The sequence below is a fragment of the Microbacterium sp. C-MGS6 genome (genome assembly GCF_058140415.1).
Genome location: NZ_CM176934.1, coordinates 2359829 through 2383637 on the forward strand (window position 1 = coordinate 2359829; position 23809 = coordinate 2383637).

Sequence of the window (23809 nt, forward strand, 5' to 3'; positions counted from 1 at the left end):
CGCCCAGATGAGCACGACGAGCCCGGTGATAACCACACCAGGGTATTATTGGGGGATGGCGACACGACGTAAGCGGCTGAACCCCCTCGACTCTCTCGGCCCCGAGACTGCGGTGATCTACTGCCGCATCTCGCAGGACCGCACCGGCGAGATGCTGGGCGTCGAACGACAGGAGCCGAAGTGCCGCGAACTCGCCGCCCGGCTCGGCCTGCGCGTGACGCGCGTGTACGTGGACAATGACATCAGCGCGACGAACGGCAAGGCGCGCCCCGAGTTCGAGGCGATGATCGCCGCCCGCCCCGAGGTCATCATCGCGTGGCACCAGGACCGCCTGCTCCGCCTGACGAGCGATCTGGAGAAGGTGATCGACCTCGGCATCGACGTGCACTTCGTGGAGTCGTACAAGGGCGGGCTGGACCTTGCCACACCCGCCGGGCGCGCTGTCGCCCGTACTGTCGCCGCGTGGTCGCAGTACGAGGGCGAGCAGAAGGCGATCCGGCAGTGGGAAGCGAACGAGCAACGAGCACGGATGGGGCACTGGCAGTTCAGCCGCCGCCCCTACGGCTACGACCGCATCGGCGGCGAGATCGTGATCGTGGAGGACGAAGCAGAGATCGTGCGCGAGTGCTTCCGGCGGTACAACGCCGGGGAGTCGCTGTACGCCATCGCGAACGACCTCAACGAGCGGGGCGTGCCTCTCCACAGCGCCGAGGCCGACTGGTCGATGCGCCGGGTCCAGCAGATGCTCCGCAACGAGCACTACGCGGGCATCGTGACCTACCTCGGCGAGCGCATCGACGCTGAGCCGACGTGGGAGCCGCTGATCGACTCGCGGACGTGGAGCGACTACCTCGCCATGCGCGACGGGCGCACCCGCGAGGGTGCGTGGAGTACGGCGACGAAGCACCTCCTCAGCGGCATGATCTTCTGCGGCGTGTGCGGCGCGCGCCTGTTGGCCCGCCCCGACTACCGGAAGAACGCAGACGGCACCCGGCGGACGTTCCAGGCGTACGCCTGCCAGGAGCGGTGGTGCGTGCAGATCAAGGCCGAGGAGATCGAGCCCGTCGTCAACGGCATCGTGCTCGCTCGCCTTGCCGACAAGCGCGTTCTGAAAGGGCTCCGCGACGAGCCCAACACGGCGCCTGTCGTGGCGGAGATCGCGGCCCTGCGGGACCGGCAGAAGGCGCTCATCGACCTCGTGGCGGACGGGGCGCTTCCGAAGGCCGAGGCGCGCCAGCGCGGGCGGCAACTCGCCGAGAAGGTAGACGCGCTGGAGAAGCGGCTGAGCACGATGCGCCGCCAGTCACCGCTGACCGACCTTGCGCTGTCGCGGGCGATCCCGACGAAGTGGAATCGGAAGATGCCGCTCCTGGAGAAGCGGCGCGTGATCGAGGACTTGGGGCTGGTCGTATCGATCGACAAGGCACGCCGCGGACGGCGCCCGAACGGCCCCGACGGCAAGCCCCAACCGGACCTCGACCGCATCCGCTTCGAGTGGCGCGACGCCGACGCCACCGCCCACTAACCAGGGTTAGGAAAGCGCAGATCAGCGGTGCTTTCTATACCTACCGGAACTAGGTAGGATAGAACCGCCAAACACCGCACAACTGAACAGACCAATCACGGCCTAAGCACTCGAAAGGATCGGCAGGCGCCCCCGATGCCACGCGGGCGCAGACAAGGCCGATCCGTGTCTGGCACAGCACCAATCCCCACCCCGACGAAGGCGAGATCACTTCTCGCCACGGCGCACCGGCGGCACGACCCGCCCGAGGTCATCGAACAGCATCAGCGCGACCTCGCCGAGGCGAACATCAACGCCGCCATCGAGCGAGCGCTGGCGACCGCTCCCCCGCTGACCGACGCGCAGTGCGCCCGGCTCGCGGCCCGGCTGAGGTCAGCGTCGTGACGGCGCAGAACGGCCCCCGCCGAGAGGAGAGCGAGGGCCGAACCGATGACAGCCGCCAAGATGTCACGGCCAGAGTACCCCGCCGCACCGACACCGCCGGAGGTGCGTGATGGGATTCCGCGACCTCGCCGCCATGAAGCGAGCCCTGGCCGGTCGGTCCGTTACCAGCGCGGAGCGCGCCGTGCTGCTCGACATGGCGACTGCGCTCCAGGGCTCCCTCCGCTACTCGTGGGGGCACGACCGACTCGCCGAAGCGATCGGCAAAGAACCCGGCACGGCGGCGGCGAAGCAGGCGCTCAGCGGGCGCATCATCCCGTCTCTGATCGCCAAGGGGCTCATCGTGAAGATCGCCGACGCACACCGCACCCGGCGCGCGATCTACGACCTCGCAGTGCTTCACCCGGACCCTGTGGACAACGCTGAAATGGGTAACGGTTCTGAGGCCGGATTGGGTAACGGTTTCGGGCCTGAAAGGGTAACGGTTTCGCCCGTAATGGGTAACGCTCAGACCGTTACCCCTGCGAAGAACCAGCGACAGGAGGAGCGACGCGCGAGCGCGCCCGCCCTCCAATGCACGAAGCACCCCGACGGTAACGCCTCGACGCCCTGCCGAGGATGCCAGCAGGCGCGAGAGGCGCGCGCGGCGAAGCCGACCGTCTCAGCGGCGTACACCGTTCAGCCCGGCGCTTGGTGCGCCCCCGGCGGGCATCGCCTCGTCCCCGACGGCTCCTGCATCCTCTGCGACAAGCGCCCCGACGAGATCGCCGCCGAAGCCGAACGCTCCCCCTGGCCGACCCGAGAGGACGTGACGAGCGATGCCCACGCCTGACACCTGGCTCCTGGACAACCCCGAAGCGATGAGCGACACGCTGGAGATGGCGTCGATGCTGAGCCGCTACCTCGACCGCTGGGGCGCCCGCGGCTACGACGAAGCCCGCGCGGTAGCCGTCCGCGCAGGCATCGCGGGGGGCTACGTGACGGCACCGGACGACGACTGCGACTGCGACGAGCCGTGAGCCGCCCCATCCCCGCTGACCTCCTCGGCCTGTACGAGCGAGAGCGCCGCGACCCCACGCCGCCCGCCGTCGTCCGCGACCTGTTCGCCGAGCCGTGGGGCACGCACCCCGACTACCTCGCCGTGATCTTGATGGCGTCGTGGGCGCGAGGCGCAGGGCCGGACGGCTGGCCGCTGATCGACCTACCGCGCGCCGACTGGATCACGATGTTCGAGAGCGTCGGCTACCTGCGCAACGGCTTCCGCGCCGAACGGATGCGCCCCCGAGAACCGATGACGCTCTACCGGGGCGCCACACCGGCCTACCGCGACGGGCTCAGTTGGACGACCCGTGAGGCCGACGCGAGGTTCTACGCTGAGCGCCACCCCGGCGGGCGGCTGTACACCCTGGAGGCCGACCCGGCGTGGCTCCTGGCGCGCATCACCGGAAACGTGTTCGCACCCGGCGGCGAGTACGTCGTGAACGCCCCCGAACACGCCGTGAGACTGATTGACGCACCCACTGAGCGCCCCGCCCCGCCCCGCGTCCTGTTCGTGTGCCTGGGGAACATCTGCCGGTCGCCGCTGGCCGAGGTGATCCTGCGAGCGCGAGCCGCCGAGGAGGGCGTGCCGGTGACCGTCGAATCGGCCGGGCTGACCGCACGGGCGGGCGACCCGCTGGACCCCGGCACGCTGGCACTCGCCACCCGCCACGGGCTCGACGGCACCGAACACCGCGCACGGCGCCTCACGCACCGCGACCTGAGCCACTTCGACCGCATCGTGGCACTCGACGCCCGAGCGGGCGCTCACCTCCGATTCCTCGCACACCACACGCCAGGACGACCCGAGATCGACGTGCGACCAGTTGTGAACCCCTGGCGCCTGCCCGAACGCTTCCAAGAGCGCGCCTACGAGGAGATCGACGATATCTGCCGCTACGTACTGGCAACGCTTCCTCTTGCAACCGTCACGCCTCGGCATGCGCCCGCCCCTCATGGGACCATCACCGAGGCGGACCTCGCCCGGGCCAGGAGCGCCATCCTCAGGCGACGTGAGAGGGAGCGTGACGGCCCAGCGTCCGCCTAATCCTTGATCTTGAGCGCTTTGTTGATTTCTTGATTCAGTTGCGCGACCGCTTCGCGGTGCCGCTTCTCATCGCCATCTGTGAGCGCAGCAATGGCGACTTCGAGCGCGAAGTACACCCGTGGCGGACCAACGATAGACAGCACAGCGTGAGCCTCTACGCGCTCCTCACGAATCTCGCGCCCTCTTCGCCATTGTCCGGCGGCTGTCGAGTCCTCGCCAACCATCGTGCCGAAGGCGTCCCTAATCCTCGCCTGTTCCTCCTTCGGCATATCGGCCGGGAGATCAGTCATCTCTTTCCACTGCCGACGGTCGTCGTCGAGGTAACGCATGTGCTCGATCAGCCTCAGAACGCGCTGGTACGCCTCGAAGCGCTGCTCACGGAGCCACTTGGAGTGCTCGCGCCTCGCCGACACGGCGGCTCCGATCAACGCGAACAGCGCCGTCACTAGCGCACCGCCAGTTGCAGAGATGACGACGACAGCCAGAGGATCGATGCTTGTCGCAGCGGTGGCAGCGGTGGCAGCGGCCCGGAAGATGATCACGACGCCACACTAGCGGCGGCGATCAGACGGAGGGACATGCGGCGAGCGCTCTACGTCGGCACCAGCGCTCCAGAACGTCCTCGCCGGCCCAGTGACCTCCGAACGCCCCTTCGAGCCCGCAGATCGTCGTACAGCGTTGACCTCGAAGAAACGTAGGACAAACGATGGCGTGCAAGGGCACACGCGGGTACGATGAGAGGTGCCGCTGGCGGACTCGGGCCGGGCTCCATCGAAGGAGTCCCATGCCCACGCCACCCGCAAGCCCCATCCCGGAGCACGTTTCGCTCCGACGCGCCGCCGACATGCTCGGCAAGGATGAGCGCACGCTACGCCGATGGATCGAACGCGGCGAACTACCCGCCGCGAAAATCGGCGGTCGCGTAGTCATCACCCTCGACGCCCTCGCCGCCGCGGTGAAGCCCGTGGAGCCACGATGAGCACGCCCACGTACAGCGGCGTGCACAGGCGACTCCGCCAGACGCGCGGACCCGCCCGCGGGCTCCCCTGCGTGGAGTGCGGACGTGCCGCCGCCGCATGGCGATGCCGGTGCAACGACTCCTCCGTGGTCGCAGGCACGAACTCCTCCGGGCGCTCCGTGACCTACAGCACCGACCTGACCGAGTACGAGCCCGCCTGCTGGAAGCACGCGAACGCCTACGACGCACAGCGCGCGCGCGAACGCCGCGACCACCGACACCTCGCCGTCACCCCACTGCCATCCAAGCCGCCGGGGCGGCGAGTCACCGGTCAGATGCCGGTGACCCTCTTGCCTGCCGTCCCGGCCCTGTTCGAACTCGACGCGGAAGGACGGATGCGATGAGCACCCCGGCACCCATCGAACCCCGCACCCAAGGAACCCCACACCCGCGCCGATGCCGAGCGCACAAGCGCGACGGCGACCCGTGCGCCCGGTGGGCAATCGCAGGCGGGACCGTGTGCCCTGCGCACGGCGGCAGAGCCCCGCAGGTGAAGGCATCGGCGCAACTGCGGCTCGCGGAACTGGTGAACCCGGCCCTCGCCACCATTGCCCGCGAGATGACGACCAGCCCGTTCAGCGCGGTACGCCTCCGCGCGGCGCAGGACATCCTCGACCGGGCGGGCATCGGACGGCAGGGCGGCTTCATCGACGGGCGCGACGGCGCGTTCGAACTGGTCGCGGCGAAACTCGCCGTCATCCGAGGGGAGATCAAGCGATGAGCGACGACCACGAGCACGGCGACCTCGCGGCACTGTTCGCCACGATGACGCCCGAGGAGCAGACCGCGATCATCGCCGAACTGCCGCCCCAGATCGTAGAGGCGATCCTGGAGGCGCTACCGCCGGTGCCCGACCCTGAACCGATACCGACGGGCCCACGAGACGAGGCGTGGGCGTTCCTGCGCACCCTGCACCCTGACGACCTGGCATGGGCCGTCGGCGAGCCCGAGGAGGACCGATGAGCCGCCCGAAGCGCCGTTCGGAACGGCGACCGATCCCCACCCTGACCGAGCGGGAAATGCGAGCCCGAGAGGTGACCGCCGACCGGCGCCGCCGTGACGCCACAGAGCGCACCCGAGCACTCGCCGAACGAGCCCGCATCCTGCTCGCCGATGCGCACGCTCAGCGGCTGGAGCGCGCCGCCGCCCGCGTCCGCGCTGACCGTGAGCGCGAGGCCCGACACACGACCCTCCAGCCCGTCCACGAACAACTCGTGGCCCTCGCCCGCGCCGATCTTGTCGCGGCGATACACGAGACATCCGACACCTTCGAATGGAGCCCAGCATGAGCGGTCGCAATCTCGACCCCCACCGCATCCACCACGCCCGTCACGTCATCGGCGACGCGGGGGTGAAAGCCTCGATGGCGGCGTACGAAGCCATCGCTCAGGGCGTCTACAAGAGCGACCTCGCGGGCACGACACCGCCCGAGGCCACAGCGGCGATCCGCGCGGCGCTGGAGGGATCACGTCTCGTACCGGCGGCGCTGTCATTCGCTTGCACGCACGCCGCCGCCGATGAGCCGTGCTGGCCCGGTTCGATTGTCCGTGGCGCCTGCGGCGAGCGCATCCACCACGCGATCCGGGCGACCGCGATCTGAGAGGAGCCCCGCGATGCCGATCCCATCCGGGGCGCGCTACCCCGGCGAATCTGACACACACCGCGCCGCCCGACGCGCCGAGGAGGAGCGCCAGCGAGCCGAAGCCGAACGCTCCGCGGTGGCCGAGCGCCCACCGAAGCCGCGACCGCGCCGACCCGCACCGAAGCCCGCACCCAAACCCCCGGCGCCCGAGCCGACCCGCCGCACCTGGCGCGACCTCGACGCCCACGAGATCAACCGATTCTGACTGGAGACACCATGACCGCCACGACCACCCTTCCCCTCGGTGTAGCCGTCCGCCCCGAAGGTGCCACGGCGTGCGCGCACTGCGGCACGCCGACGACCGGCCCGACCATCCGATTCGACGTGTTCAGCCGAGAGGTGCCCGTCGGCTCCGGCCAGGGCACGCGCGTGGAGGAGGTCGTAAACGGCGGGACCGTGGACCTCGGCCTGTGCGACACCTGCCAGGCGACCGGCGAGCACGCGGCCCGACTGCTCGACGTGAACCCCCGCATCGCTCGCGGCATCGGCTCACCGGCACGGCATCAGGTGACCTGCGCCCTCAACGCGCTCCAGGTGATCGGCGCCACCCTGCCCGAGCAGACAACCGCCGAGGCGCTGGGGGAACTGCTCGAACTCGCACCCCTCGGCGGCGCCGCACGATGGTCCGCCCGCTTCTCCCCGTTGCTACGACGCGGAAGCCGGGAGGAGCAGGCCGCGAGCGAGCCGTGGCTGTTCGTCGGCACCGACCTTCGCACCGACATCCGCCGCGAGTACGCCCGCTGGCTTGCCCGCCGCCTGCCCCCGCGCCCCGTGACCAGCCCGAGCGGCGCGTGCCTGCTCTGCGGCGTCGGCGAGGTGCTGGCCCGGCACGGTGACACGCCGTGGCGGGAAACGACCGTGAACGCATCCGTCCTCAGCGGCGTCGGCGGCTCTGTCACCGGCCACCTGTGCCCGCAGTGCCAGACCGCGCAGGACGACGCCGGGAGCCACATGCTCGACGCGGCCATCCTGACCGTCGTGGACCCCGACCGAGCGATCCGCCGGAAGCGCCCCTACGCTCCGACCGTGAACGGCGCCCGCGGCTGGGGCGTGACCGGTCGGAAGCCGAACGGCAAGCCGTTCGGGCACCTGAACCTCGACCGCCTGCGCAAGTCGCTCCTGAGCGGCGACTGGTGACGACTATCCCTTGAACTTCGGATTCGGGCGGCGCACGATCACCTTCGTGCGCTTCCCGGTGACCCACGTTCCGCTCGACGTGCTGGAGACAACTTCCCAACCCTTGCGGATGTACTTCTCCGCCTCGCGCTCGCTGTTCAGCGTCTTGGTTTCGTATTGATCGCGCTTGCTCGCCATTGTGGCCTCCGTGAGATGTGACTCATAGTCCGTGGACTCATCGTCAGCATACCGAGAACGTGGATCAGTGACCTTGCCGAACCACCGAACCGACTTTGGGGCACGAGTGCGCGCGCTCCGTGAGGAGCGAGGCTGGTCCCAGGAAGCATTCGCCAACCGCGCCGGACTCGACCGCACGTACGTCAGCGGCATCGAGCGCGGCCGCCGGAACCCGACGCTCGACATAATCGTGCAGTTGGCCGCGACCTTGAACGTTGCCCCGGCCTCCCTGCTCGACGGTTAGTTCAAGCGAATCACCGGTCGGTTCAGCGGATCGTCGGAGCCCCTGTGTATGCTCGGCACCACAGGACGCTGCAAAGCCTCCCGTACCCAGCCAACGCCCCGCTCCGGCGGGGCGTTGTGTTTGTAGCGAGAGCGCGCGCTAGCGCCAATCAGGTTGCGGTGCCCACATGTATCGGTGCACCGTAACGTTTCGGATCCGGAGAACGATCCGCTTTACGGCCTCAGCGCTACGAGGGTCGCTCTCGGTCATGGTCCGTCCCCGATTAACGAAAAACGTCGCTACGTCGGTCGCCTGAAGAAGACGGCTCGCGTGGGAGGGGCCGAAGTAGAGGGTGTCGGCGAGGTTGGTAAATACCCTGCCGGTATATCCCGGAACGCTCGCGATCTTGAAGTCAACAAGATTCCGACGGCTCTCGGCCGCACTATGGTGATCGTCGGCCATGACAACGCCAATCTCACCCTGGCGAGCAAGACGCTTGTCCACCTGATCGAGAATCTGCGCAAGAGCAACAAGATGTGCCGGGTAGGGGTCGATGTATCGACGGCGATGCGCGTTGAGGTCGATACCCCGCCAAATGAACTCGGCGCCTGACTGCTCGATCACCTTGGCGACCAGGTCAGATGCTTTTGCGCGCCACGCGACCGGAACGCCCTTCCAGCCCTCGTTGCCTTGAAACATGCAGGTGCCATGGAACTCGGTGCGCGGGTCGAAACCGGGGACGTTATCAGCCAACAAGCGCCCAATGCCGTTCAGGCCGCGCTCGATCTTCACCACAGAGGCATCGTCCACGATTAGCGCCCCGAAGAAGTAGTAGTCGTTTCCCCGAGCCGACTCGTCAACGTAGACCGCGCGCATGGACAGAACCTATCGCCATGTGCCCGAAGCCGAGCGCAGACGCGCCAGCGCAGACCGGCCTAGCCCCGCTCCGGTACGCGCTCGCGACCGTCGAGCATCATGAGTCGTCTCGAACTACGACCCCTGCCGAAAACCACCCAACGAGAGTCGCCGCCAACTGAACGTGCCCGGTCGCTTCGGCCAAGGAGTAGCCATGCCCTGAGTGTCGATGTTGCTCAGCGAAGGCAAGGGTTTCGAGCATGCCGAGGAGGACAGCGAGGTGATCAGGATGATTGTCGTCGCGCCGTGCGAACGCCAGCCCCCATCCCTGTTGCTGTCGGAGCGCGCCGACGATCTTCGACAGTTGCGGCTTCTTGTCCTTGGGGATGACCACGCTTCCGGCGGCGGCCTCGACCGCCTGAATGCCTTCGCGGAGAATCTTGCTCGCGTCGGGGTCGATGCTCTGCATCTCCTGCCACGCCTTGACGAGATGCCGCCCGGCAGTGCCGTTGGCATCCTGCACCGCCATCTGAGCGGCCTCCTCCACGCCCTCGGGCAGGCGCCGAGCAAGCCTGTAATGCCGGTCCTCTCCCACGATCATGACCGCCGAGCCGCTCCGCGCCATGTGTACGTTCAGCACCGCGACCTTCTCCGGCATCGATCCGTACGGCATCTCGGGCTCGAAGGTGGACAGGAGCAGGTCGATAACTCGGAGGGTGAACTGGTCGCCGCGGGCCGTGACCGCGGACGCGAGTTCATCTTGAGACGGGTGCGGCTGGTTGAGCCGCGTCCTGAGGGATGTCTCGATGAAGTGGACCATCCCCGGATTCACTTCGCCATACTGTGTCGCCTGATAGAAAAGGCTCCGCAACCACTCGAAGATTGGCCCTTCCAGGCTCTCCGGAATCTGCTCACGGATGACGTAGAGATCAGCGATCTCTTCTTCGGATGCGTCCCACGGTTCCCAAGGCTCCACGCTGGGGAGCATATTGGGTACTAACCGACGTTAGACAGGGACACGCTAAGCGGACAGGCGAGGGGCCCAACCCCACGAGTACAACTTGAACCGCGCGCCCGCGCACGGGAACGGGAGAAGTCGAGGCCGCGAACCCTCCCGAGAGCAGGCCAGAAGGCCGAAAAGCCCGCTCGCCGTTAGGACCGGTAGCCCCGCGGTCATCAGAGTGACGAGCACCCAGCCCGGGACGTCTCCCCGTTCGTCGTCGTTGAAGGCACGGAGCATCGAGCGCGCACGAGAGATCATGCGGCCAGTGTGCATCGAAGACCTGCCGCGGCGCGGACATTATCCACAGGACCGTGCGGGTGACCCGCGCCCTCACGCGGCGATACCAGTTCGAGGCGGTCTTTGTCCGAGCCGGAGCCGGCTTGCCAGATCGTGCCAGAAGTCACCGAGCGCACCCGTGTTGTTCGCGTGCATCTCGCGCCATGCCGAAGCTCGCCTAGCCACGGAGGCGCCACACGTCCACGGCCGGACGCGATGACGTGCTCGCCGACAGATCCTCATGGACTGCCACATAGTGGCTCATCTTGTGTCTTTTGTCTTGTGTCCCCCAAAAAGGGGACAGACACCTCATCGCTCCGAGGTTACTGTGACGCTGGCCCGCAGGTGCGAGCCATATAGCGATGATGGGGGTTCGGAGATGTGGGGATGGCGTGCAGGGATGGCGTTGGTTGCTATCGTCGCGATGCTGGGAACAGGCGTCGCGCCGGCAGCGGCTAAAGCACCCGACGAGTCCGAGCGGACGACGATCACTACATTCGGCTTCGTGCCGACAGACAGCGCTGGCACGGCCGCGCAAACCGACGTAGAAGCCCAGATCGCCGAGGTGGAATCCCTCGAGGCCTCGGACACTCCATTGGCTGCCCCTTACGACTCGAGCAAGATGCCGAGTGGGTCAGCAAAAGACCGCGCAGCGATGGCCGCGGGTGACACGGCCTATCGGATCGTCTCGACGTGGACCGATAACATTGCAAAGCCGATCGTTGCTCGCGCGGGCAACGGAACCACGTGGGGTCTCACCAAGGTTCAGAACAAGCATCATGTCAACCTCAACATGATCAAGAAGACCACAAAGTTCCCGAGGCCGACCGGCGGCCGCGTCACTCAAGGCACCTCCATCATTTACTTGACGGACGCGATCGAATGGGAGTGCTGGATCGGTTCCTGCAAGCCGAAGCGCTCGATGACAGTGAAAGTGGTGATCGAGAACGCCCGCATGAGCGACGGCAAGCAAAAGGGACTTATCACGGCATACTGTATGGGCGTCACGGTGTGCCCCCAGTGGGTCATTAACGTTGCGGGATGAAGGGCAGCATTACGCATGGGTAGCGACGTGAATGCAGAGACCTTTCTCTCAGCGGTCCGCGAAGAATGGGATAAGGCGCACGGGACGATCGTGGTGCCGGCGGAACTCGAGTTGACGCATCTGGAAGCCGACGGCGAGTCGTTGACGCTGCACGTTACAGACTCCGCCGGGTCGCGCTTCGGTTGGCGTACGCCACTTCCGGCCCATATGCGCAGTAAGAACAAGACACCAGGAGAAACGGGTACACCGCAGCATTGGGCGCTCTGGGAAGTCCTCATTCCCCTGGTAGAAGAGCTCGAGACGAACGCTGCAACTCGGTTACCGCCCGACATCGACGGTGTGAGGTGGATCTCGAGGTAAGGCCGCTCATGCCGAGACGGTGCATCCGGGCGGAGTGCGTCACTGCCTATCGGAACCGCCGGAACGCAATAGGCTCCCGCCTATGGAGCCCAACCCCCTGCTGCCGTCGATTCCGGTGCTGATCGCGATCGTCGTCGGCGTGGTGATCCTCGTCGCCGTCATCGTCATCGTCATCGGCGCGCGGAGGGCGAAGCGGCGAGGCCCTGTACTCCCGTCACGCGAATCGCACAACCCCGGGTCCGGTCATCCCGACGAGGGATAGCCTGTCACGCATGCGCCCTGGACCTGACGATGAGATGCGGGCCAGAGTCGAGATCGACGGGCTCACCTATCCCCTGCCCCGCGGCACCGATGTCGCCGCCCTCCGAGAGAGGATCGAGGCCGCCGCGCGCGCTGAACCCACCTTCGTCTCGTTCGCCACGTCGGACGGCCTGGCGAGCGTGCTCGTCCACCCGACCTCGCGGGTTTTCCTCTTCCAGGTCAAGGCCTCCGACGAGGGGAGCCTCGCCTCAGACCTCGGCGGACTGCCGGATTGGGACGTCTGAGCGTCGCGGAGCGCCGCCGCGGGATCAGGAGGTGAACTCGTCGATGACGAGCTCACCGCGGGCGTTCAGCCGCTCCATCATGTGACTGACCCGGGCCGGATCGATCGCCGGCGGCGGCTCGGCGTCGAACTCGAGCACCAGCGGGATCGCCGGGTGCATCCACGCGGACAGTCGGCCAGGGCTCTTCTTCCCCGACGGCCACGTCATCATGAAGCTCTCCTGGCGACGGAGCTTCGTGGAGATCACGATCTTCAGATGCGCCAGCACGGTGTCGTCGACCTCGATCGGCGGACGAGAGCTGTTGTACTCGAGACTTCCCATAGACAAAAGGTAAGCCCCCACGGCCTCCCCCGACGACCACTCATCCGATGCCGAGCCGCAGGATGAACAGGCCAGGGTAGATCGCGAACACGACGGACAACGGCAGGATGAGGAAGACCAACGGGCATAGCATTAGGTAGTAACCTTTCCCTGTGACACTTATTCCCGCAGCAAGCTACGCGCGCATCAGCGAGAAGGTCAGCACCCGTGACAAGGTGGCCGACCAGCACGTACAGAACGAGCAACACGCCGCCACTCGTGGCTACCGCATCGTCGCGCGCTACACCGACGACGGCATCAGCGCGCTGGGGCACAAGGAGCGCCCTGACTTCGAGCGAATGCTTGCCGATGCTGAGACCGGTGCCCCTTGGCGTGTCATCGTGGCCACTGAGGAAGAGCGCCTAGCACGCAGCGTCGAAGAGAAGTTAGAGCTGCACGCCGCGTGCGAGGTTGCCGGGGTGGTGTGGGACACCGCGCGTGATGGCTATGTCGACCCGGCTACCGACTCGGGCGAGTTCATGTCCACGGTACGCGCAGCAATGGGCCGCATCGAGTCCAGGCGCAAGGCACGACGTCAGCTGGCGGCGTCAGATGCCCGCGCCGCTGACGGCCTCCCAACCGCGCGCCCTGGCTACGGCTACCGACGAGAGGACAGGCGTGATGTGATCGTGGAGGCTGAGGCCGTGGTCATCCGTGAGGCTGCGCGCCGGGTGCTGTCTGGGGACTCGCTGCGGGGCATCGCTGCCGACTTCAACGCGCGCGGTGTCCCCTCCCCCGCTGGTGCTCCTTGGCAGGGCATTACGCTGCGGCAGCTCATCCGCCGCCCGTCGCTCGCTGGCCTGCGCACACACCGGGGCAAGGTAGTCGGCACGTTCAACCCCGAGCTGCACCCGGCGATCATCGACGAGGACACGCACGCACGGCTTGAGGCGCTGCTCACGGATCCGAACCGAGCGCAGGGCACAGGCGGGCGCACCCCGGTTCACCTGCTATCAGGGCTAGCCGTGTGTGGCCGCTGCGGTGACTCCCTGGGTGGCCGGATGAAGCGGATACCGGGGTGGACGCCGAAGCCCGGGCAGAAGTCCAAGCCGGTCAAGGCCGCGTATGCCTGCGGCACCTGTCACAAGGTGCGCCGCATCCAGGAACCGGTGGATGAGTTCGTGACCGAGGTCATCCTGCGCCGCCTTGAGCGGCCAGATGCCGCGCAGCTATTCAGCCAGGGTGATGCGGGCGCAGCGCAGGAGGCGCGGGACGCCATGGAGGCCATTGACGCACGCCTAGCCACGGCTGCCGATCAGTTCGCCGAGGGCGTGCTCACCGGCGATCAGCTGCGCCGCATCACCGAGCGCCTGCGGGCAGACCGCACCACCCACGAGCGCACCGTGGCCGAGTCGATGCCCGCTCGGGTGCCGGTGGACGTGGTGGGGCCGCTGGCCCGGCAGACGTGGGCGGGGCTGCACATCGACAACCGGCGCGCGATCATCGACGCGCTGGCCGTGGTGGTGATCGAGCCGCAGGGCAGCGGCAGGGCGTTCGACCCCGACCTAATCCGCATCGTGTGGCGCAGCTAGGGCCGATGCGAGCGGCTCTGAGCGCCCTCTGAGTGGTCTAGCGTCCCCTCGCAGCCCTAACCCCCTAGCCCTGGGGCCACACACGCCTGAGAGCCAAACACGCCGCAGGGGGCGAATTGCAGCGCTCGCCGCTCGGCGGGGCATAATAGCAAACATGCAATCCACTATCAAGGTGGTCTGTCGAGGCACCAAGCGCCACGGGAGCCACCCTTCGCGCATCGTCGCTCAGTACCGCTGGTCTGAGTCGGACGACGTGTGGGAGCGGATTGACCAGTTCGGGTCAGACCGTGACTGGTTCATCCAGGCGGGCGCGGATGGTGCGCTCACCGGCTACCCCACGCCGCGCTTCAAGTGCTCGTGCGGCCGTGATGAGCAGCCCCGTCACGAGGATTTGCAGGCGAGCCTCGCCCGGGCGCAGGCTACGGGCGAACTAGCCCTGTAGGCTCAGCACATACAACTGAATAGCCGCTGGTGATCGGCGGGATACAAAAGCAAGGTCACATTCCAACTCCTCACCGGGAGTCAGTTAGTCAGCCAAGCGCTGACCTGACTCCGTGGGGAGTTTTCCGTTGTCTAGTTCCAATTCTCCAACCCGCGCCAAGGCGCAGTCCGACATCATGGTCGGGCGCAGGGTGGCTGACCCACAGCGGGAGGCCAAGGGCCGTCGCGACCTGGCTGAAGCCAAGATTGCTGATGCGATCGAGCGTGCGCTAGCAGTAGCGCCACCGCTCACCCCTGTACAGGTCAAGCGCCTGGCAGGTCTGCTGCGGGGTGCGCGATGAGCATCCTGGTCAGGTACCCGAGCAAGCGGAGGCTATCGCGCTCCGAAGAACTGACCGTGCTGCGCAGCGGCCCCGTCCCGAAGTGGTTCCGCCCCTTCGCAGAACCCGCTGGCATCGCGCCCCTCACGCCTCACCCCTGGGGGTTCATACACATCTACGGTGAGCCGGGTGAACGACCCGTATGGGAGCTCGTTGGGTTCTGGTCGCCGGATGAACTGCGCTGGGGGTTGGAGCTCCTCTACGCCGCGCACGACTGGCACCTGCAAGACGTTGACGGGCACCTGAACGATCACGAGTGCCACGGCGTCCTCTACTGGCTTGCCGGCGACCCGCACCTGCTGCCGATCCCGCTGGGGGTGACCCCATGGTGAGCCGCATGCTGCGCGCCGCGCTTGAACTCGCCGAAGCCGGATGGGCCGTGCTGCCGCTAGACGGCAAGAAGCCCGTTACGCCTCACGGCCACCTTGACGCCACCACCGACCGGCGCACGATCCGCAAGTGGTGGGCTGACCATGACTACAACATCGGCGCCCCGGTTCCCCGCAGCCTGATCGTGCTCGACGTTGATCCCCGCAACGGGGGCAGCCTGCGAGACCTCGAGTTGCGCGCCGGGGTGGAGCTTCCGCCCACGCTGGAAGTGGTCAGCGGCAGGCGCGACGGCGGGCGTCACCTGTACTACATGCGTCCGTTCGTGCAGCCGTACAGGGGCAGCGTGCCGCGCGGGATCGACGTCAAGATCAACGGCTACATGGTGATGCCGCCCAGCATCCACCCGGCCTCGGGCAGTCCCTACCGATGGGTGACGCGCGATGTGGCCACGCTGCCGCGCGAGGTCATCAAGTTGATGCTGCCCCGCAGGGGTTCCAAGCCCAAGACCCCCACGGCTGCGAGCCCCGTGGCGCTCGCGTCATTCGTGCGCGGCCTGCAATCGGGTGAGCGTCACGACGGGCTGTTCTGGGCTGCCAGCCGTGCGCACGAGGCCGGGGTTGGCGACCGCGGGCTGGAACTACTCATCGACGCCGCAGAGGACAACGGCTTCAGCCGCAGCGAGGCCGAGCGCGTAGTGCTGTCGGCCCGGAAGGAGCAGCACGCATGACCCCCCGCAAGAAAGCGACCACCCCACGGGTGCCGGAAGCTGACCTGCTGTCAGAGGAAGAGGCCGAGCGGCTTGCAGCTCCGCCCATGCCCCGTTCGGTAGCCGACCTACTCAGGCAGGACTTCCCCATCCTGGACTGGATCGTGCCCGACGTCATCCCTGATGGATGCCACCTGCTGGTCGCCGCACCCAAGATCGGCAAGAGCCTGCTATCGCTCATGCTGGCCATTGCCTGCGCGCGGGGCGGCAAGGCGTTCGGTTCGATCAGGGTCGCAGCGCGCCCCGTGCTGCTGCTCGACCTGGAGTCAGGTGATCGCCGGCTGGCCAAGCGGCTGACCGACTTCGGCCTCACGTCGGTGCCCTCCACGTTCGAGTTCCATACCGACCCTGACACGGCCCTTGCCGTGATGCGTGCGTTCATGGAGCGGCACAAGGGGCAGTCACCTCTGGTCATCCTCGACACCCTGTCTGAAGTGATGGGGCCGAAGCCGCGTGACTTGGCCCCGATGCTGCACGAGAAGCGCACCTTGCAGCCCATCCAGAGGCTGTGTGCCGACGACCCCGGCGCGTCCGTGTTGATCGTGCATCACAACCGCAAGGACAAGTCCGGCGACAGCGTCGATTCATCGTCCGGGACGCACGGCCTCACGGGTGCCGTTGATGGGATCTTCGTGATGGACAGGCCCGACCGGCAGAAGCCCGAAGCAACGCTCATCCGCAACAGCCGCGACGTCGAGGATGCCCGGTTCGGGATGACGCTGAAAGGCGTCGTGTGGACGTTCGACGGCCGCAGCGCAGGGAAGGCGCGGCTGGCTGCGCAGGAGCGTCAGGTGAGGGAGCGGGTCGAGCGGCAGGGCAAGGTCGGCCACAAGATGCTCGAACTCCTGAAGGAGCATGGCCCGCTGACGCCCGCCGAGGCCTACGAGCTCTACGACGGTCACGCCAAGCTGCAAACCGTCCGTAACGCGCTGGTTCGCCTGTCGGCGCGTGACCTCGCGTCCAAAGACGACACCGGGCGCTACACGGCCATATATACCCCTGAGTTGGGTGAGTTTAGTGAGTTGGATAGCAACTCAGGCAACTCAGCCAACCCAGGGGGTTATGTACGCCCCCGCAGGGCCACGGGCACGCGTCGCACGTCATCGACCACCCGGAAGGCAGGCAAGCGCCATGACTGAGCACACCATCACCATCCGCGTTGACGATGAAGTGCTGTTCCGCCTTCGCGAGGGATGCCGTCCGCTCGTCTACCCCGACATGATCACCCGCATCTCGTACGACACCGGCATGAACGTGCTTCACGCTGGCACCGTCTGGGCCGTGGGCGAACTCGACGGCGTGCAGGCGCTCGAACTGGATGACAGCACGATCGTCGCTGCCGATGACATCGACCCTGATTCGGTCGTCGTCAACCCGACTGCGCGGGAGGCGGTCGAGGAATGAAACACCGTCACGGCTGTACGGCGTTTCACAGCAGCACGCAGGAGGACGGCCATGAGCACTGATGACGCATGGGAAGACCTGAAGGCGGTGCTGGAACGCTACGCGCCACCTTGCAGCGGGCACGACGTGTTTACGGCCGAATCTCGGACCGAGCTAGAGCGCGCGGTGTGTGCATCAATCTGTGCGCGCTGTCCCATCCGTGACCTGTGCAACCACTACGCCGTCGCTTCACGAGTTGACTCCGGCTTCTGGGCTGGCATCGACCGCGCCGGACGGGGCAGGGGTCGCCCACACACATCAACCACCGACGCCGGGGCGGTATCCACGGCACCCATCACACAGAAGGAAGAAACATCATGAGCAAGTCAACCGCCAAGTCCGTCGAGCAGACCCTCCCCGCTGCCCTCAACGGCTTCAAGGCTCAGGCCGCGCAGGTGAAGGAAGCGCACCGCGTCGCCCTCCAGGAGATCAAGGCCGACCCGATGACCAGCGACCTCGCCAAGAAGGAGCACCTGGCCGCGCTGGACAAGGACACGCGCTAGAAGCTCGACGAGATCAGGGCCGAGCAGGACACGTTCGTCAAGAACCTGCACGACCAGGTCGAGAAGGAGTTCCGGGGTACGCAGCCCAGCGACGCCAACTCGGTCATGCTGCGCCGTGACGCCGCCGACCGTGCCCGCAAGATCATCGACCAACAGGAGGCGGTGGACATGCTCAACGACGCCATCGCCAACGGTGACGCTGAAATGGCGCACGCCATCGGCAACCGCGCTCGCAACACGGGCATGTCCGGAGTGGTCGAGACGTGGCAGACCGCGTTCCCGGAGACGGCGGGTGCTGCGGCTGCGCTCGCCTACGTCGAGGCGAACACCAGCGGCGGCGCATACAACCTGTCCAACCAGATGACGTACGCGGCGCCGAACGTCTGACCTCATGACCGGGCGCGGTTGTTGACTTCTTTCGCCGCGTCCCGCTGGGTGTGCATGCCCAGCAACCGAAGGCTCCCTGGTCACACACTGGGGAGCCTTCGGCGTACCTGCGGCTGTCTTACTCTGTCATCACATTGCATAGTAGCGGGCATCACCTTTGAGCAGATTGTGCATGAAGGGGACCCTTCAGTGTTAAGGTTCATGTATCGAACAAATGTTCGAACGGCTAAGGAGGCCACCATGTTCACACGCACCATCCGCGCCACTGGGGAAAAGCTCACTGTCGCAACCGCCGTCGAGTTCGGGGCTGACCCCGAGGGCGGCAAGTGGATCACGTTCTGTGAAGAGCACAAGACCATCGTCCACTCGCCCACACAGTCAGCGGCCTACTACACCCACGGCATCGACTTCTGTGACGGCTGCCGGGAGGGTGCCCCTGCGCCCATCGCCAAGGCCGCACCGGCCAAGAAGCCCGCCGCCACGAAGGCCACCCGCTGACCATGACCACCATGATCGGCTACCTGCGGGTGTCCACTGAGGAGCAGGCCAGCAGCGGCCTTGGGCTGGACGCCCAGCGTGACACCATCCAGCGGTACGCCGACGCGCACGGGTGGGACGTCGTCTGGTACGTGGATGAAGGCCTCAGCGCCAAGTCACTGGCGCGCCCGCAGCTACAGGCCGCGCTCACACGGCTGCACGTCCCGCCCAAGCGCCGCGACGTTGACGGCATCGTGGTTGCCAAGCTCGACCGCCTGAGCCGCAGCGTGCATGACTTCTCGGGCATCCTCAAGCGGGCTGCTGCGCGCAAATGGGCCGTCGTGGCTATTGACCTCGGTGTGGACACCAGCACCCCCACAGGCAAGCTCGTAGCCAACGTCATGATGTCGGTAGCCGAGTGGGAGCGCGAGGTCATCGGGGAGCGCACCAGCGCCGCCATGCAGGCGGCGAAGCGGGCCGGGAAGCACATGGGCCGAGTGTCCGTGCTGCCGGGGGCCACGGAGGCGCGCCTGCTGGCCCTGCGCGCTGCTCACACGCTGGCAGCCACCGCCGAGACCCTCAACGCCGAGGGCCTCACCACCGCCACCGGCAAGCCCTGGACGGGTAACGCCGTGGCAAAGGTGCAGCAGCGCCTCAGGGCCGCTTGACCATGTACTAGTCCAAAGGCCCCAGGCGCGGGTTCGAGGTAGGCGGCAACTCCCACCCGTGGCGCTCGTGAATCTGCCTGATGAGGTCTCGCGCGTGTGATTCCAGTTTGGCAAGCGTCGTCGCGTCGTACCCGGTGGCCCGGAACCGCCGCACGTTCTGGCTGAGCGCCTGCGTCCAGCTCATAAGCGGGTCGAGATTCTTGAGGCGCTGGTCCACACTGTCACCCGGCTGCGCCGCCTCCATGACCTGACGCGCAATGGTCGCTCCCAGGGCACGCTCCGCCTCCAGCCATGTGTCGAGGCCTTCCCAGTCGGTGTACTCGTCCGCCAGGTCGATCATGGCGATGCGCAGGTTCGCGAGGCGCTCCCCCACCGGCTCCATGGTTGGATCGAACGCGACGAGCCGCTGTATCGCTTCCTGCAGGGCAGACCAGAGCGCAGTCGTGACCGCCTTGCGTGACTCCCGCAGAGCTTCCTTCGATCGCTTGTTGGACAGGAGAGTCCCGGCCCCAGCGATGAGAACGGCAATGATGGAGACAACAAACGCAGCGACATCCATGGACTGATCATCGCAGGTGGCCAGCGTCTTTAGTCGAGGAGCCTGCATCATCGTCTCGGAGTAGGTAGTGAATCAGGACAGTCGAGCGTGCTGGCGCGCGTCCGGATGAACTCGCCGACTGCATCAGGGGCTGGCAGGTCGATCCGGAGTCGGATGCTTCCGGCCTTCGGTCCGGTACCGTTGACGATTGCCGCTCCGCCGAGCTCATCGAGAAGCGGGCTTATAGCGTCTGCTGCATCGGCGGGCAGATGTCCGACGCCGCGTCCGTTGGAGGTGACGGCGACCCCGGCGGGGGCTCGTCGTGTGCGGGGCTGGGTGCGAAGGACGTAGGTGCGAGGCGCTTGGCTGTCGCGTTCGCGATCGTTCACGAGGTAGTGGGTTCGTTCCAGCACGACAGGCCGCGTCGGAAGGTGCCGGAGATCGGGGAGTTCGTCGTGGCGGCTGATGTGACCGGTTGTGATGTGTAGAAGTTGTTCCCACCATGCGGGCATGAACGCCCCTTCTCCTCGGATCGGTATGCCATCACCGAGGCGGAGCACTCCTCTACTATGTCACTCCGTGCTATGAATCCTCCGGTCAGCCGCGGGCACGGACAGATCGCGCAGAGGCAATGTCCTTGATCACCGGTATTCTCGGGCGATTGAGCGTAGGGTGAGCGACATGTGGACAGTTCTTCTCATTTTGCTTGTGGCATGGGTGGTGCTGTCGATCGTGGGATTCGTGTTCGAGGGCCTGCTCTGGTTGGCCATCATCGGAATCGTGCTCTTCATCGGCACCCTGATCTTCGGGATACTCCGGCAGCGCGCCAACCGCACCAAGGCGTAGTCCCCGCGCCCGGGGCCCACAGAGCGCGGTTCATGCTTCTGGGCTTTCTACGGGCGTGACGGCCACTGTTGCGCCATGCTGCTCTTCTCCACCGACCTGGTTTGGCCCGACACTCGCACTTGCAGGGCGCCTGGGCGGACGCTGACTCGAACACGGGTGATGTGACCGAAGCTGTCGCCGTCGAGTTCGATGAGGTGAGGAGCGTCGAACCGGGCTTCGAACCGGTGTCCTTGTACGTAGGCGAGTGCGTGAAGGTCGGGCGCCTGCTGGAGGAATCTGCGGCTGAGCAGGGAACGGCGGGCGAGGCCTTGCAGGGTGAGGCGGGTGCCGATCCGCGCCCATCCGAAGCGCCCTGTCGGGCGCATCATCACGACGTCCAACAGCCCGTCGTCGATAATTGCAGCGGGGATCAGCAACATGTTCCCTGTCAGGGTTCCACAATTGCCGACGATGACCGTGTGCGCCCGGGTCGACCTCACCCGACCGCCGTCGATTCGGTAGTCGAGATGGAAGAGCTTGTTCGCGATGACCGAGCGGGCGATCGGTGTGACGTACGCGAACCAGCCGAGATGCTTCTTCGCGATCGTACTCGTGCTCTCCGCCATCTCCGCATCCAGCCCGATGCCCGCCATGACCATGAACGTATGCGAACGCCGGGCGCCGCTCTCGTCCTCGAGCTCAGCCACCCCGACATCCACGGACCGGTCTTCACCCGAGAACGCAGCGGAGATGCAGGCGGCGATGTCGTTGATCGGCGAACCGACATCGCGAGCAAGGAGATTGCCGGTGCCCAGGGGAACCAGCGCGACCGGGATGCCCGTCCCTTGCATCACCTCCGCGATGGCTCGGACCGTACCGTCGCCGCCCGCGACCATCACCACCGCCGGAGCAGCAGCGAGAGCGTGCTCCGCGGCGGCCCGGCCTGCGTCGTCGCTGCGGGTCTTGTACCAGCGCGTCTGCGCCCAGCCGTGCTGGGCCTCACACTCCGCGACCGCGGGGTGAAGCCGCCCCAGCGAGGTCTTGACAGGGTTGTAGACGACGGCGGCGTGCCCTCGCCCAGCTGCCGGGTGGTCGTGCGTGCTCACTGCGGGACTGCGGTGACGTAGCGGCGCTGCTCGACCAGGGGGCAGGTGAACACGTCGCGTTCCCCGAGTCCGACGCGGTTGATGTACCGCACGATGATCGCATACGACGCCAGTAGCCCGGTCTGCACATACGGCACATCATGACTTCGGCAGTAGGCGGCGATGATGGGCGCTGCCTTGCGCAGATGAGGGCGCGGCATCGACGGGAACAGATGATGCTCGATCTGATAGTTCAACCCGCCCATCGCCGTGTCAAGCAGACGACCGCCGCGGACGTTTCGGCTCATCATCGCCTGACGACGAAGGAAGTCGAAGCTCGCATCGCTCGGCACGATCGGCATCCCCTTATGATTCGGGGCGAACGAGACACCCATGTAGAACCCGAAGAGCCCGAGCTGCACCGCGAGGAACACGAACGCGATGCCCGGCGACAGCACGAGGAAGACGAGCACCGGGAAACCGACCAGACGGACCAGGAGGAACCCGATCTCGACCCATCGCCTGCTCAACGGCCCGCGCGTGACCACCCGACGCACCCCGGACGCATGCAGCGAGACACCTTCCAGGAGCAATATCGGGAAGAAGAAGATCCCTTGATGCGACCGCAGCCACGACATGACCCGCCCTCTCGACACCGCACGCTCTGGCGCGACGACGATCACCGGCAACTCGATGTCTGGATCGGCCCCCAGCTTGTTCGGATTCGCGTGGTGACGGGTGTGCTTGTGCTGCCACCATCCATAGCTCATCCCCACCAGCAGGTCGCCGAGGACGAGGCTCACCCAGTCATTCCACTTGCCCGAGACAAAGATCTGTCGGTGCGCCGAGTCGTGCCCGAGAAAGGCTATCTGCGTAAACACGACAGCCAACAACGCCGCCGTAAGCAACTGCCACCAGGTGTCACCGATCAACACGAACGCCAGCAGACCACCGGCGAGTACAAGGGGTAGACCGATCAGCTTCGACCAGTAATACCCATACCGGCGACGCAGAAGCCCCTGATCCCGGATCGTCTTCGCCAGGGCCGTGAACTCACTCCCACTCCGGGTGCGCTGCCGATCTTCTGAACGCGGTGTGGTCGAACGAAACCCATCCATGATGCGCCCCACATCCCAAGGTCACGGTCGTCATCAACGCCCGTGACCCCCCTCGTCAGTCCAGTCGTCGATACGGGCACGATCGTCGGTCGCCGCGGATCGCTGATCCGACCCGGACCCCGACACTCCATCCGCAGAGGTGTGGAAGGTCACCGACTCCGCCAGAGCCGCGACAGAGGCCGCTCTATCCTGCTCACCAATAGCCGCCTCGCGGAACCGGACCGCCGCCGCATCCTGCTTCGCACGGACATCCTCGCTGATCTCGGCCAGCCGGTTAGCGAGCACGCCACCGAGACCGTCACGCAACTCCTCAAGATTCGTGTTCGCGATCTCCAATCGACGATCCGAGATCGTCAACTCAACAGTCGAATACCCTGCCCTCGCAAGACGTTCCCGTGTTCCGCTCCCCAATATCTCCGTGATCTCGTCCCGTTCGGGGCGGCGCGTGAACACCGCCTCCACCGTGTAACGATCCGGGGCCTCATCAGTCATCAGCGCCGCAGGCAACGAACCTACCAGCACCGATCCCAGGCCCAGCGTCGCGGTATCTGCACCGCTCGTTCGTGTCTGTGTCTCCATAGCCCGACGCTACGCCTCCAACCTGTACGCCTCACAGGTTCAGCCATTGGTCTGCGTGTCGGCGC

General features: G+C 66.4%; 39 protein-coding genes. 30 read left to right on the forward strand and 9 right to left on the reverse strand.

Annotation, left to right across the window (positions count from 1 at the left end):
• Positions 1-55: 55 nt before the first annotated feature.
• From AC3B5L_RS11520 to AC3B5L_RS11540, 5 genes are all read left to right on the forward strand, one after another.
• Positions 56-1525, forward strand: a complete 1470-nt coding sequence (locus tag AC3B5L_RS11520) for a recombinase family protein (protein WP_490095769.1) — start codon at positions 56-58, stop codon at positions 1523-1525.
• Between the two features lie 165 nt (positions 1526-1690).
• Positions 1691-1909 carry a hypothetical protein gene (locus AC3B5L_RS11525; protein WP_490095770.1) on the forward strand — a complete coding sequence of 73 codons (219 nt, stop codon included), beginning with the start codon at positions 1691-1693 and terminating at the stop codon, positions 1907-1909.
• A gap of 109 nt (positions 1910-2018) precedes the next feature.
• Entirely contained in the window at positions 2019-2738 is a 720-nt protein-coding gene (locus tag AC3B5L_RS11530; protein WP_490095771.1) for a hypothetical protein, read from the forward strand.
• Positions 2725-2925: a hypothetical protein gene (locus tag AC3B5L_RS11535; RefSeq protein WP_490095772.1), complete on the forward strand. Its 201-nt coding sequence runs from the start codon at positions 2725-2727 to the stop codon at positions 2923-2925. Before AC3B5L_RS11530 ends, AC3B5L_RS11535 begins: the two co-directional genes overlap by 14 nt.
• A complete protein-coding gene (locus tag AC3B5L_RS11540) occupies positions 2922-3992 on the forward strand; it encodes an arsenate reductase/protein-tyrosine-phosphatase family protein (RefSeq protein ID WP_490095773.1) in 1071 nt (356 codons plus the stop codon). Before AC3B5L_RS11535 ends, AC3B5L_RS11540 begins: the two co-directional genes overlap by 4 nt.
• On the opposite strand, the gene AC3B5L_RS11545 is transcribed toward AC3B5L_RS11540, so the two are convergent.
• Positions 3989-4534, reverse strand: a complete 546-nt coding sequence (locus AC3B5L_RS11545; RefSeq protein ID WP_490095774.1) for a hypothetical protein — start codon at positions 4532-4534, stop codon at positions 3989-3991. The genes AC3B5L_RS11540 and AC3B5L_RS11545 overlap by 4 nt on opposite strands.
• A gap of 242 nt (positions 4535-4776) precedes the next feature.
• Here AC3B5L_RS11545 and AC3B5L_RS11550 point away from each other — a divergent pair, with 242 nt between their 5' ends.
• The 8 genes from AC3B5L_RS11550 to AC3B5L_RS11585 all read left to right on the forward strand — a co-directional run bounded on the left by AC3B5L_RS11550 (position 4777) and on the right by AC3B5L_RS11585 (position 7789).
• Positions 4777-4971: a helix-turn-helix domain-containing protein gene (locus tag AC3B5L_RS11550; protein WP_490095775.1), complete on the forward strand. Its 195-nt coding sequence runs from the start codon at positions 4777-4779 to the stop codon at positions 4969-4971.
• On the forward strand, positions 4968-5354 hold the full coding sequence (locus AC3B5L_RS11555) for a hypothetical protein (protein WP_490095776.1): 387 nt from the start codon (positions 4968-4970) through the stop codon (positions 5352-5354). Before AC3B5L_RS11550 ends, AC3B5L_RS11555 begins: the two co-directional genes overlap by 4 nt.
• A gap of 146 nt (positions 5355-5500) precedes the next feature.
• Positions 5501-5731, forward strand: a complete 231-nt coding sequence (locus AC3B5L_RS11560) for a hypothetical protein (protein WP_490095777.1) — start codon at positions 5501-5503, stop codon at positions 5729-5731.
• On the forward strand, positions 5728-5973 hold the full coding sequence (locus AC3B5L_RS11565; RefSeq protein ID WP_490095778.1) for a hypothetical protein: 246 nt from the start codon (positions 5728-5730) through the stop codon (positions 5971-5973). The genes AC3B5L_RS11560 and AC3B5L_RS11565 overlap by 4 nt, the downstream gene beginning before the upstream one ends.
• Positions 5970-6299 (forward strand): hypothetical protein, encoded by a 330-nt coding sequence (locus AC3B5L_RS11570; RefSeq protein ID WP_490095779.1) that lies wholly within the window; start codon positions 5970-5972, stop codon positions 6297-6299. The genes AC3B5L_RS11565 and AC3B5L_RS11570 overlap by 4 nt, the downstream gene beginning before the upstream one ends.
• A complete protein-coding gene (locus AC3B5L_RS11575; RefSeq protein ID WP_490095780.1) occupies positions 6296-6610 on the forward strand; it encodes a hypothetical protein in 315 nt (104 codons plus the stop codon). The genes AC3B5L_RS11570 and AC3B5L_RS11575 overlap by 4 nt, the downstream gene beginning before the upstream one ends.
• A gap of 13 nt (positions 6611-6623) precedes the next feature.
• Positions 6624-6857 (forward strand): hypothetical protein, encoded by a 234-nt coding sequence (locus AC3B5L_RS11580; RefSeq protein ID WP_490095781.1) that lies wholly within the window; start codon positions 6624-6626, stop codon positions 6855-6857.
• Positions 6858-6868: 11 nt separating this feature from the next.
• Positions 6869-7789 carry a hypothetical protein gene (locus tag AC3B5L_RS11585; RefSeq protein WP_490095782.1) on the forward strand — a complete coding sequence of 307 codons (921 nt, stop codon included), beginning with the start codon at positions 6869-6871 and terminating at the stop codon, positions 7787-7789.
• 3 nt (positions 7790-7792) lie between these two features.
• On the opposite strand, the gene AC3B5L_RS11590 is transcribed toward AC3B5L_RS11585, so the two are convergent.
• Positions 7793-7966: a hypothetical protein gene (locus AC3B5L_RS11590; protein ID WP_490095783.1), complete on the reverse strand. Its 174-nt coding sequence runs from the start codon at positions 7964-7966 to the stop codon at positions 7793-7795.
• Positions 7967-8033: 67 nt separating this feature from the next.
• Between AC3B5L_RS11590 and AC3B5L_RS11595 the strand changes: the two genes are divergently transcribed.
• Entirely contained in the window at positions 8034-8249 is a 216-nt protein-coding gene (locus AC3B5L_RS11595) for a helix-turn-helix domain-containing protein (protein ID WP_490095784.1), read from the forward strand.
• A gap of 138 nt (positions 8250-8387) precedes the next feature.
• Here AC3B5L_RS11595 and AC3B5L_RS11600 read toward each other — a convergent pair whose 3' ends face one another.
• The gene (locus AC3B5L_RS11600) at positions 8388-9104 is read right to left on the reverse strand and encodes a DUF3800 domain-containing protein (protein WP_490095785.1); all 717 of its coding nucleotides are present in this window, start codon (positions 9102-9104) and stop codon (positions 8388-8390) included.
• A gap of 97 nt (positions 9105-9201) precedes the next feature.
• Positions 9202-10059 carry a hypothetical protein gene (locus AC3B5L_RS11605; RefSeq protein ID WP_490095786.1) on the reverse strand — a complete coding sequence of 286 codons (858 nt, stop codon included), beginning with the start codon at positions 10057-10059 and terminating at the stop codon, positions 9202-9204.
• A gap of 703 nt (positions 10060-10762) precedes the next feature.
• Between AC3B5L_RS11605 and AC3B5L_RS11610 the strand changes: the two genes are divergently transcribed.
• From AC3B5L_RS11610 to AC3B5L_RS11625, 4 genes are all read left to right on the forward strand, one after another.
• A complete protein-coding gene (locus AC3B5L_RS11610; protein WP_187661898.1) occupies positions 10763-11407 on the forward strand; it encodes a hypothetical protein in 645 nt (214 codons plus the stop codon).
• 27 nt (positions 11408-11434) lie between these two features.
• Positions 11435-11767, forward strand: coding sequence for a hypothetical protein (locus AC3B5L_RS11615; protein ID WP_280568796.1), 333 nt, complete (start codon positions 11435-11437; stop codon positions 11765-11767).
• A gap of 82 nt (positions 11768-11849) precedes the next feature.
• The gene (locus AC3B5L_RS11620) at positions 11850-12029 is read left to right on the forward strand and encodes a hypothetical protein (protein WP_187661900.1); all 180 of its coding nucleotides are present in this window, start codon (positions 11850-11852) and stop codon (positions 12027-12029) included.
• A gap of 10 nt (positions 12030-12039) precedes the next feature.
• A complete protein-coding gene (locus AC3B5L_RS11625) occupies positions 12040-12312 on the forward strand; it encodes a hypothetical protein (protein ID WP_187661901.1) in 273 nt (90 codons plus the stop codon).
• Between the two features lie 24 nt (positions 12313-12336).
• Here the strand turns inward: AC3B5L_RS11625 and AC3B5L_RS11630 are convergent, their stop codons facing one another.
• Positions 12337-12633 carry a DUF7882 family protein gene (locus AC3B5L_RS11630; RefSeq protein WP_187661902.1) on the reverse strand — a complete coding sequence of 99 codons (297 nt, stop codon included), beginning with the start codon at positions 12631-12633 and terminating at the stop codon, positions 12337-12339.
• Between the two features lie 152 nt (positions 12634-12785).
• Between AC3B5L_RS11630 and AC3B5L_RS11635 the strand changes: the two genes are divergently transcribed.
• The 11 genes from AC3B5L_RS11635 to AC3B5L_RS11685 all read left to right on the forward strand — a co-directional run bounded on the left by AC3B5L_RS11635 (position 12786) and on the right by AC3B5L_RS11685 (position 19599).
• Positions 12786-14204: a recombinase family protein gene (locus tag AC3B5L_RS11635; RefSeq protein WP_490095787.1), complete on the forward strand. Its 1419-nt coding sequence runs from the start codon at positions 12786-12788 to the stop codon at positions 14202-14204.
• A gap of 154 nt (positions 14205-14358) precedes the next feature.
• A complete protein-coding gene (locus AC3B5L_RS11640; protein WP_490095788.1) occupies positions 14359-14646 on the forward strand; it encodes a hypothetical protein in 288 nt (95 codons plus the stop codon).
• A gap of 336 nt (positions 14647-14982) precedes the next feature.
• Complete coding sequence (locus AC3B5L_RS11645; protein ID WP_490095789.1) at positions 14983-15357, forward strand: hypothetical protein; 375 nt, start codon at positions 14983-14985, stop codon at positions 15355-15357.
• 5 nt (positions 15358-15362) lie between these two features.
• Positions 15363-16082: a bifunctional DNA primase/polymerase gene (locus tag AC3B5L_RS11650; protein ID WP_490095790.1), complete on the forward strand. Its 720-nt coding sequence runs from the start codon at positions 15363-15365 to the stop codon at positions 16080-16082.
• Positions 16079-17260 (forward strand): AAA family ATPase, encoded by a 1182-nt coding sequence (locus AC3B5L_RS11655; protein WP_490095791.1) that lies wholly within the window; start codon positions 16079-16081, stop codon positions 17258-17260. Before AC3B5L_RS11650 ends, AC3B5L_RS11655 begins: the two co-directional genes overlap by 4 nt.
• Positions 17253-17525: a hypothetical protein gene (locus AC3B5L_RS11660; RefSeq protein ID WP_490095792.1), complete on the forward strand. Its 273-nt coding sequence runs from the start codon at positions 17253-17255 to the stop codon at positions 17523-17525. Before AC3B5L_RS11655 ends, AC3B5L_RS11660 begins: the two co-directional genes overlap by 8 nt.
• Positions 17526-17576: 51 nt before the next feature.
• Positions 17577-17885, forward strand: a complete 309-nt coding sequence (locus tag AC3B5L_RS11665) for a WhiB family transcriptional regulator (RefSeq protein WP_490095793.1) — start codon at positions 17577-17579, stop codon at positions 17883-17885.
• Positions 17882-18067, forward strand: a complete 186-nt coding sequence (locus AC3B5L_RS11670) for a hypothetical protein (protein ID WP_490095794.1) — start codon at positions 17882-17884, stop codon at positions 18065-18067. The genes AC3B5L_RS11665 and AC3B5L_RS11670 overlap by 4 nt, the downstream gene beginning before the upstream one ends.
• Positions 18068-18172: 105 nt before the next feature.
• Complete coding sequence (locus AC3B5L_RS11675) at positions 18173-18454, forward strand: hypothetical protein (protein ID WP_490095795.1); 282 nt, start codon at positions 18173-18175, stop codon at positions 18452-18454.
• A gap of 240 nt (positions 18455-18694) precedes the next feature.
• The gene (locus AC3B5L_RS11680; protein ID WP_490095796.1) at positions 18695-18952 is read left to right on the forward strand and encodes a hypothetical protein; all 258 of its coding nucleotides are present in this window, start codon (positions 18695-18697) and stop codon (positions 18950-18952) included.
• Between the two features lie 2 nt (positions 18953-18954).
• Positions 18955-19599: a recombinase family protein gene (locus AC3B5L_RS11685; RefSeq protein WP_490095797.1), complete on the forward strand. Its 645-nt coding sequence runs from the start codon at positions 18955-18957 to the stop codon at positions 19597-19599.
• Between the two features lie 7 nt (positions 19600-19606).
• On the opposite strand, the gene AC3B5L_RS11690 is transcribed toward AC3B5L_RS11685, so the two are convergent.
• The gene (locus AC3B5L_RS11690) at positions 19607-20209 is read right to left on the reverse strand and encodes a hypothetical protein (RefSeq protein WP_490095798.1); all 603 of its coding nucleotides are present in this window, start codon (positions 20207-20209) and stop codon (positions 19607-19609) included.
• 636 nt (positions 20210-20845) lie between these two features.
• On the opposite strand from AC3B5L_RS11690, the gene AC3B5L_RS11695 reads away from it, so the two are divergent.
• A complete protein-coding gene (locus tag AC3B5L_RS11695) occupies positions 20846-20983 on the forward strand; it encodes a hypothetical protein (protein WP_490096426.1) in 138 nt (45 codons plus the stop codon).
• Positions 20984-21030: 47 nt separating this feature from the next.
• Here AC3B5L_RS11695 and AC3B5L_RS11700 read toward each other — a convergent pair whose 3' ends face one another.
• The 3 genes from AC3B5L_RS11700 to AC3B5L_RS11710 are packed head-to-tail and all read right to left on the reverse strand — an operon-like array spanning position 21031 to position 23744.
• Entirely contained in the window at positions 21031-22068 is a 1038-nt protein-coding gene (locus AC3B5L_RS11700) for a diacylglycerol/lipid kinase family protein (protein ID WP_490095799.1), read from the reverse strand.
• A complete protein-coding gene (locus AC3B5L_RS11705; protein WP_490096406.1) occupies positions 22065-23165 on the reverse strand; it encodes a fatty acid desaturase family protein in 1101 nt (366 codons plus the stop codon). The genes AC3B5L_RS11700 and AC3B5L_RS11705 overlap by 4 nt, the downstream gene beginning before the upstream one ends.
• A gap of 33 nt (positions 23166-23198) precedes the next feature.
• Positions 23199-23744 carry a hypothetical protein gene (locus AC3B5L_RS11710; RefSeq protein WP_490095800.1) on the reverse strand — a complete coding sequence of 182 codons (546 nt, stop codon included), beginning with the start codon at positions 23742-23744 and terminating at the stop codon, positions 23199-23201.
• Positions 23745-23809 lie beyond the last annotated feature (65 nt).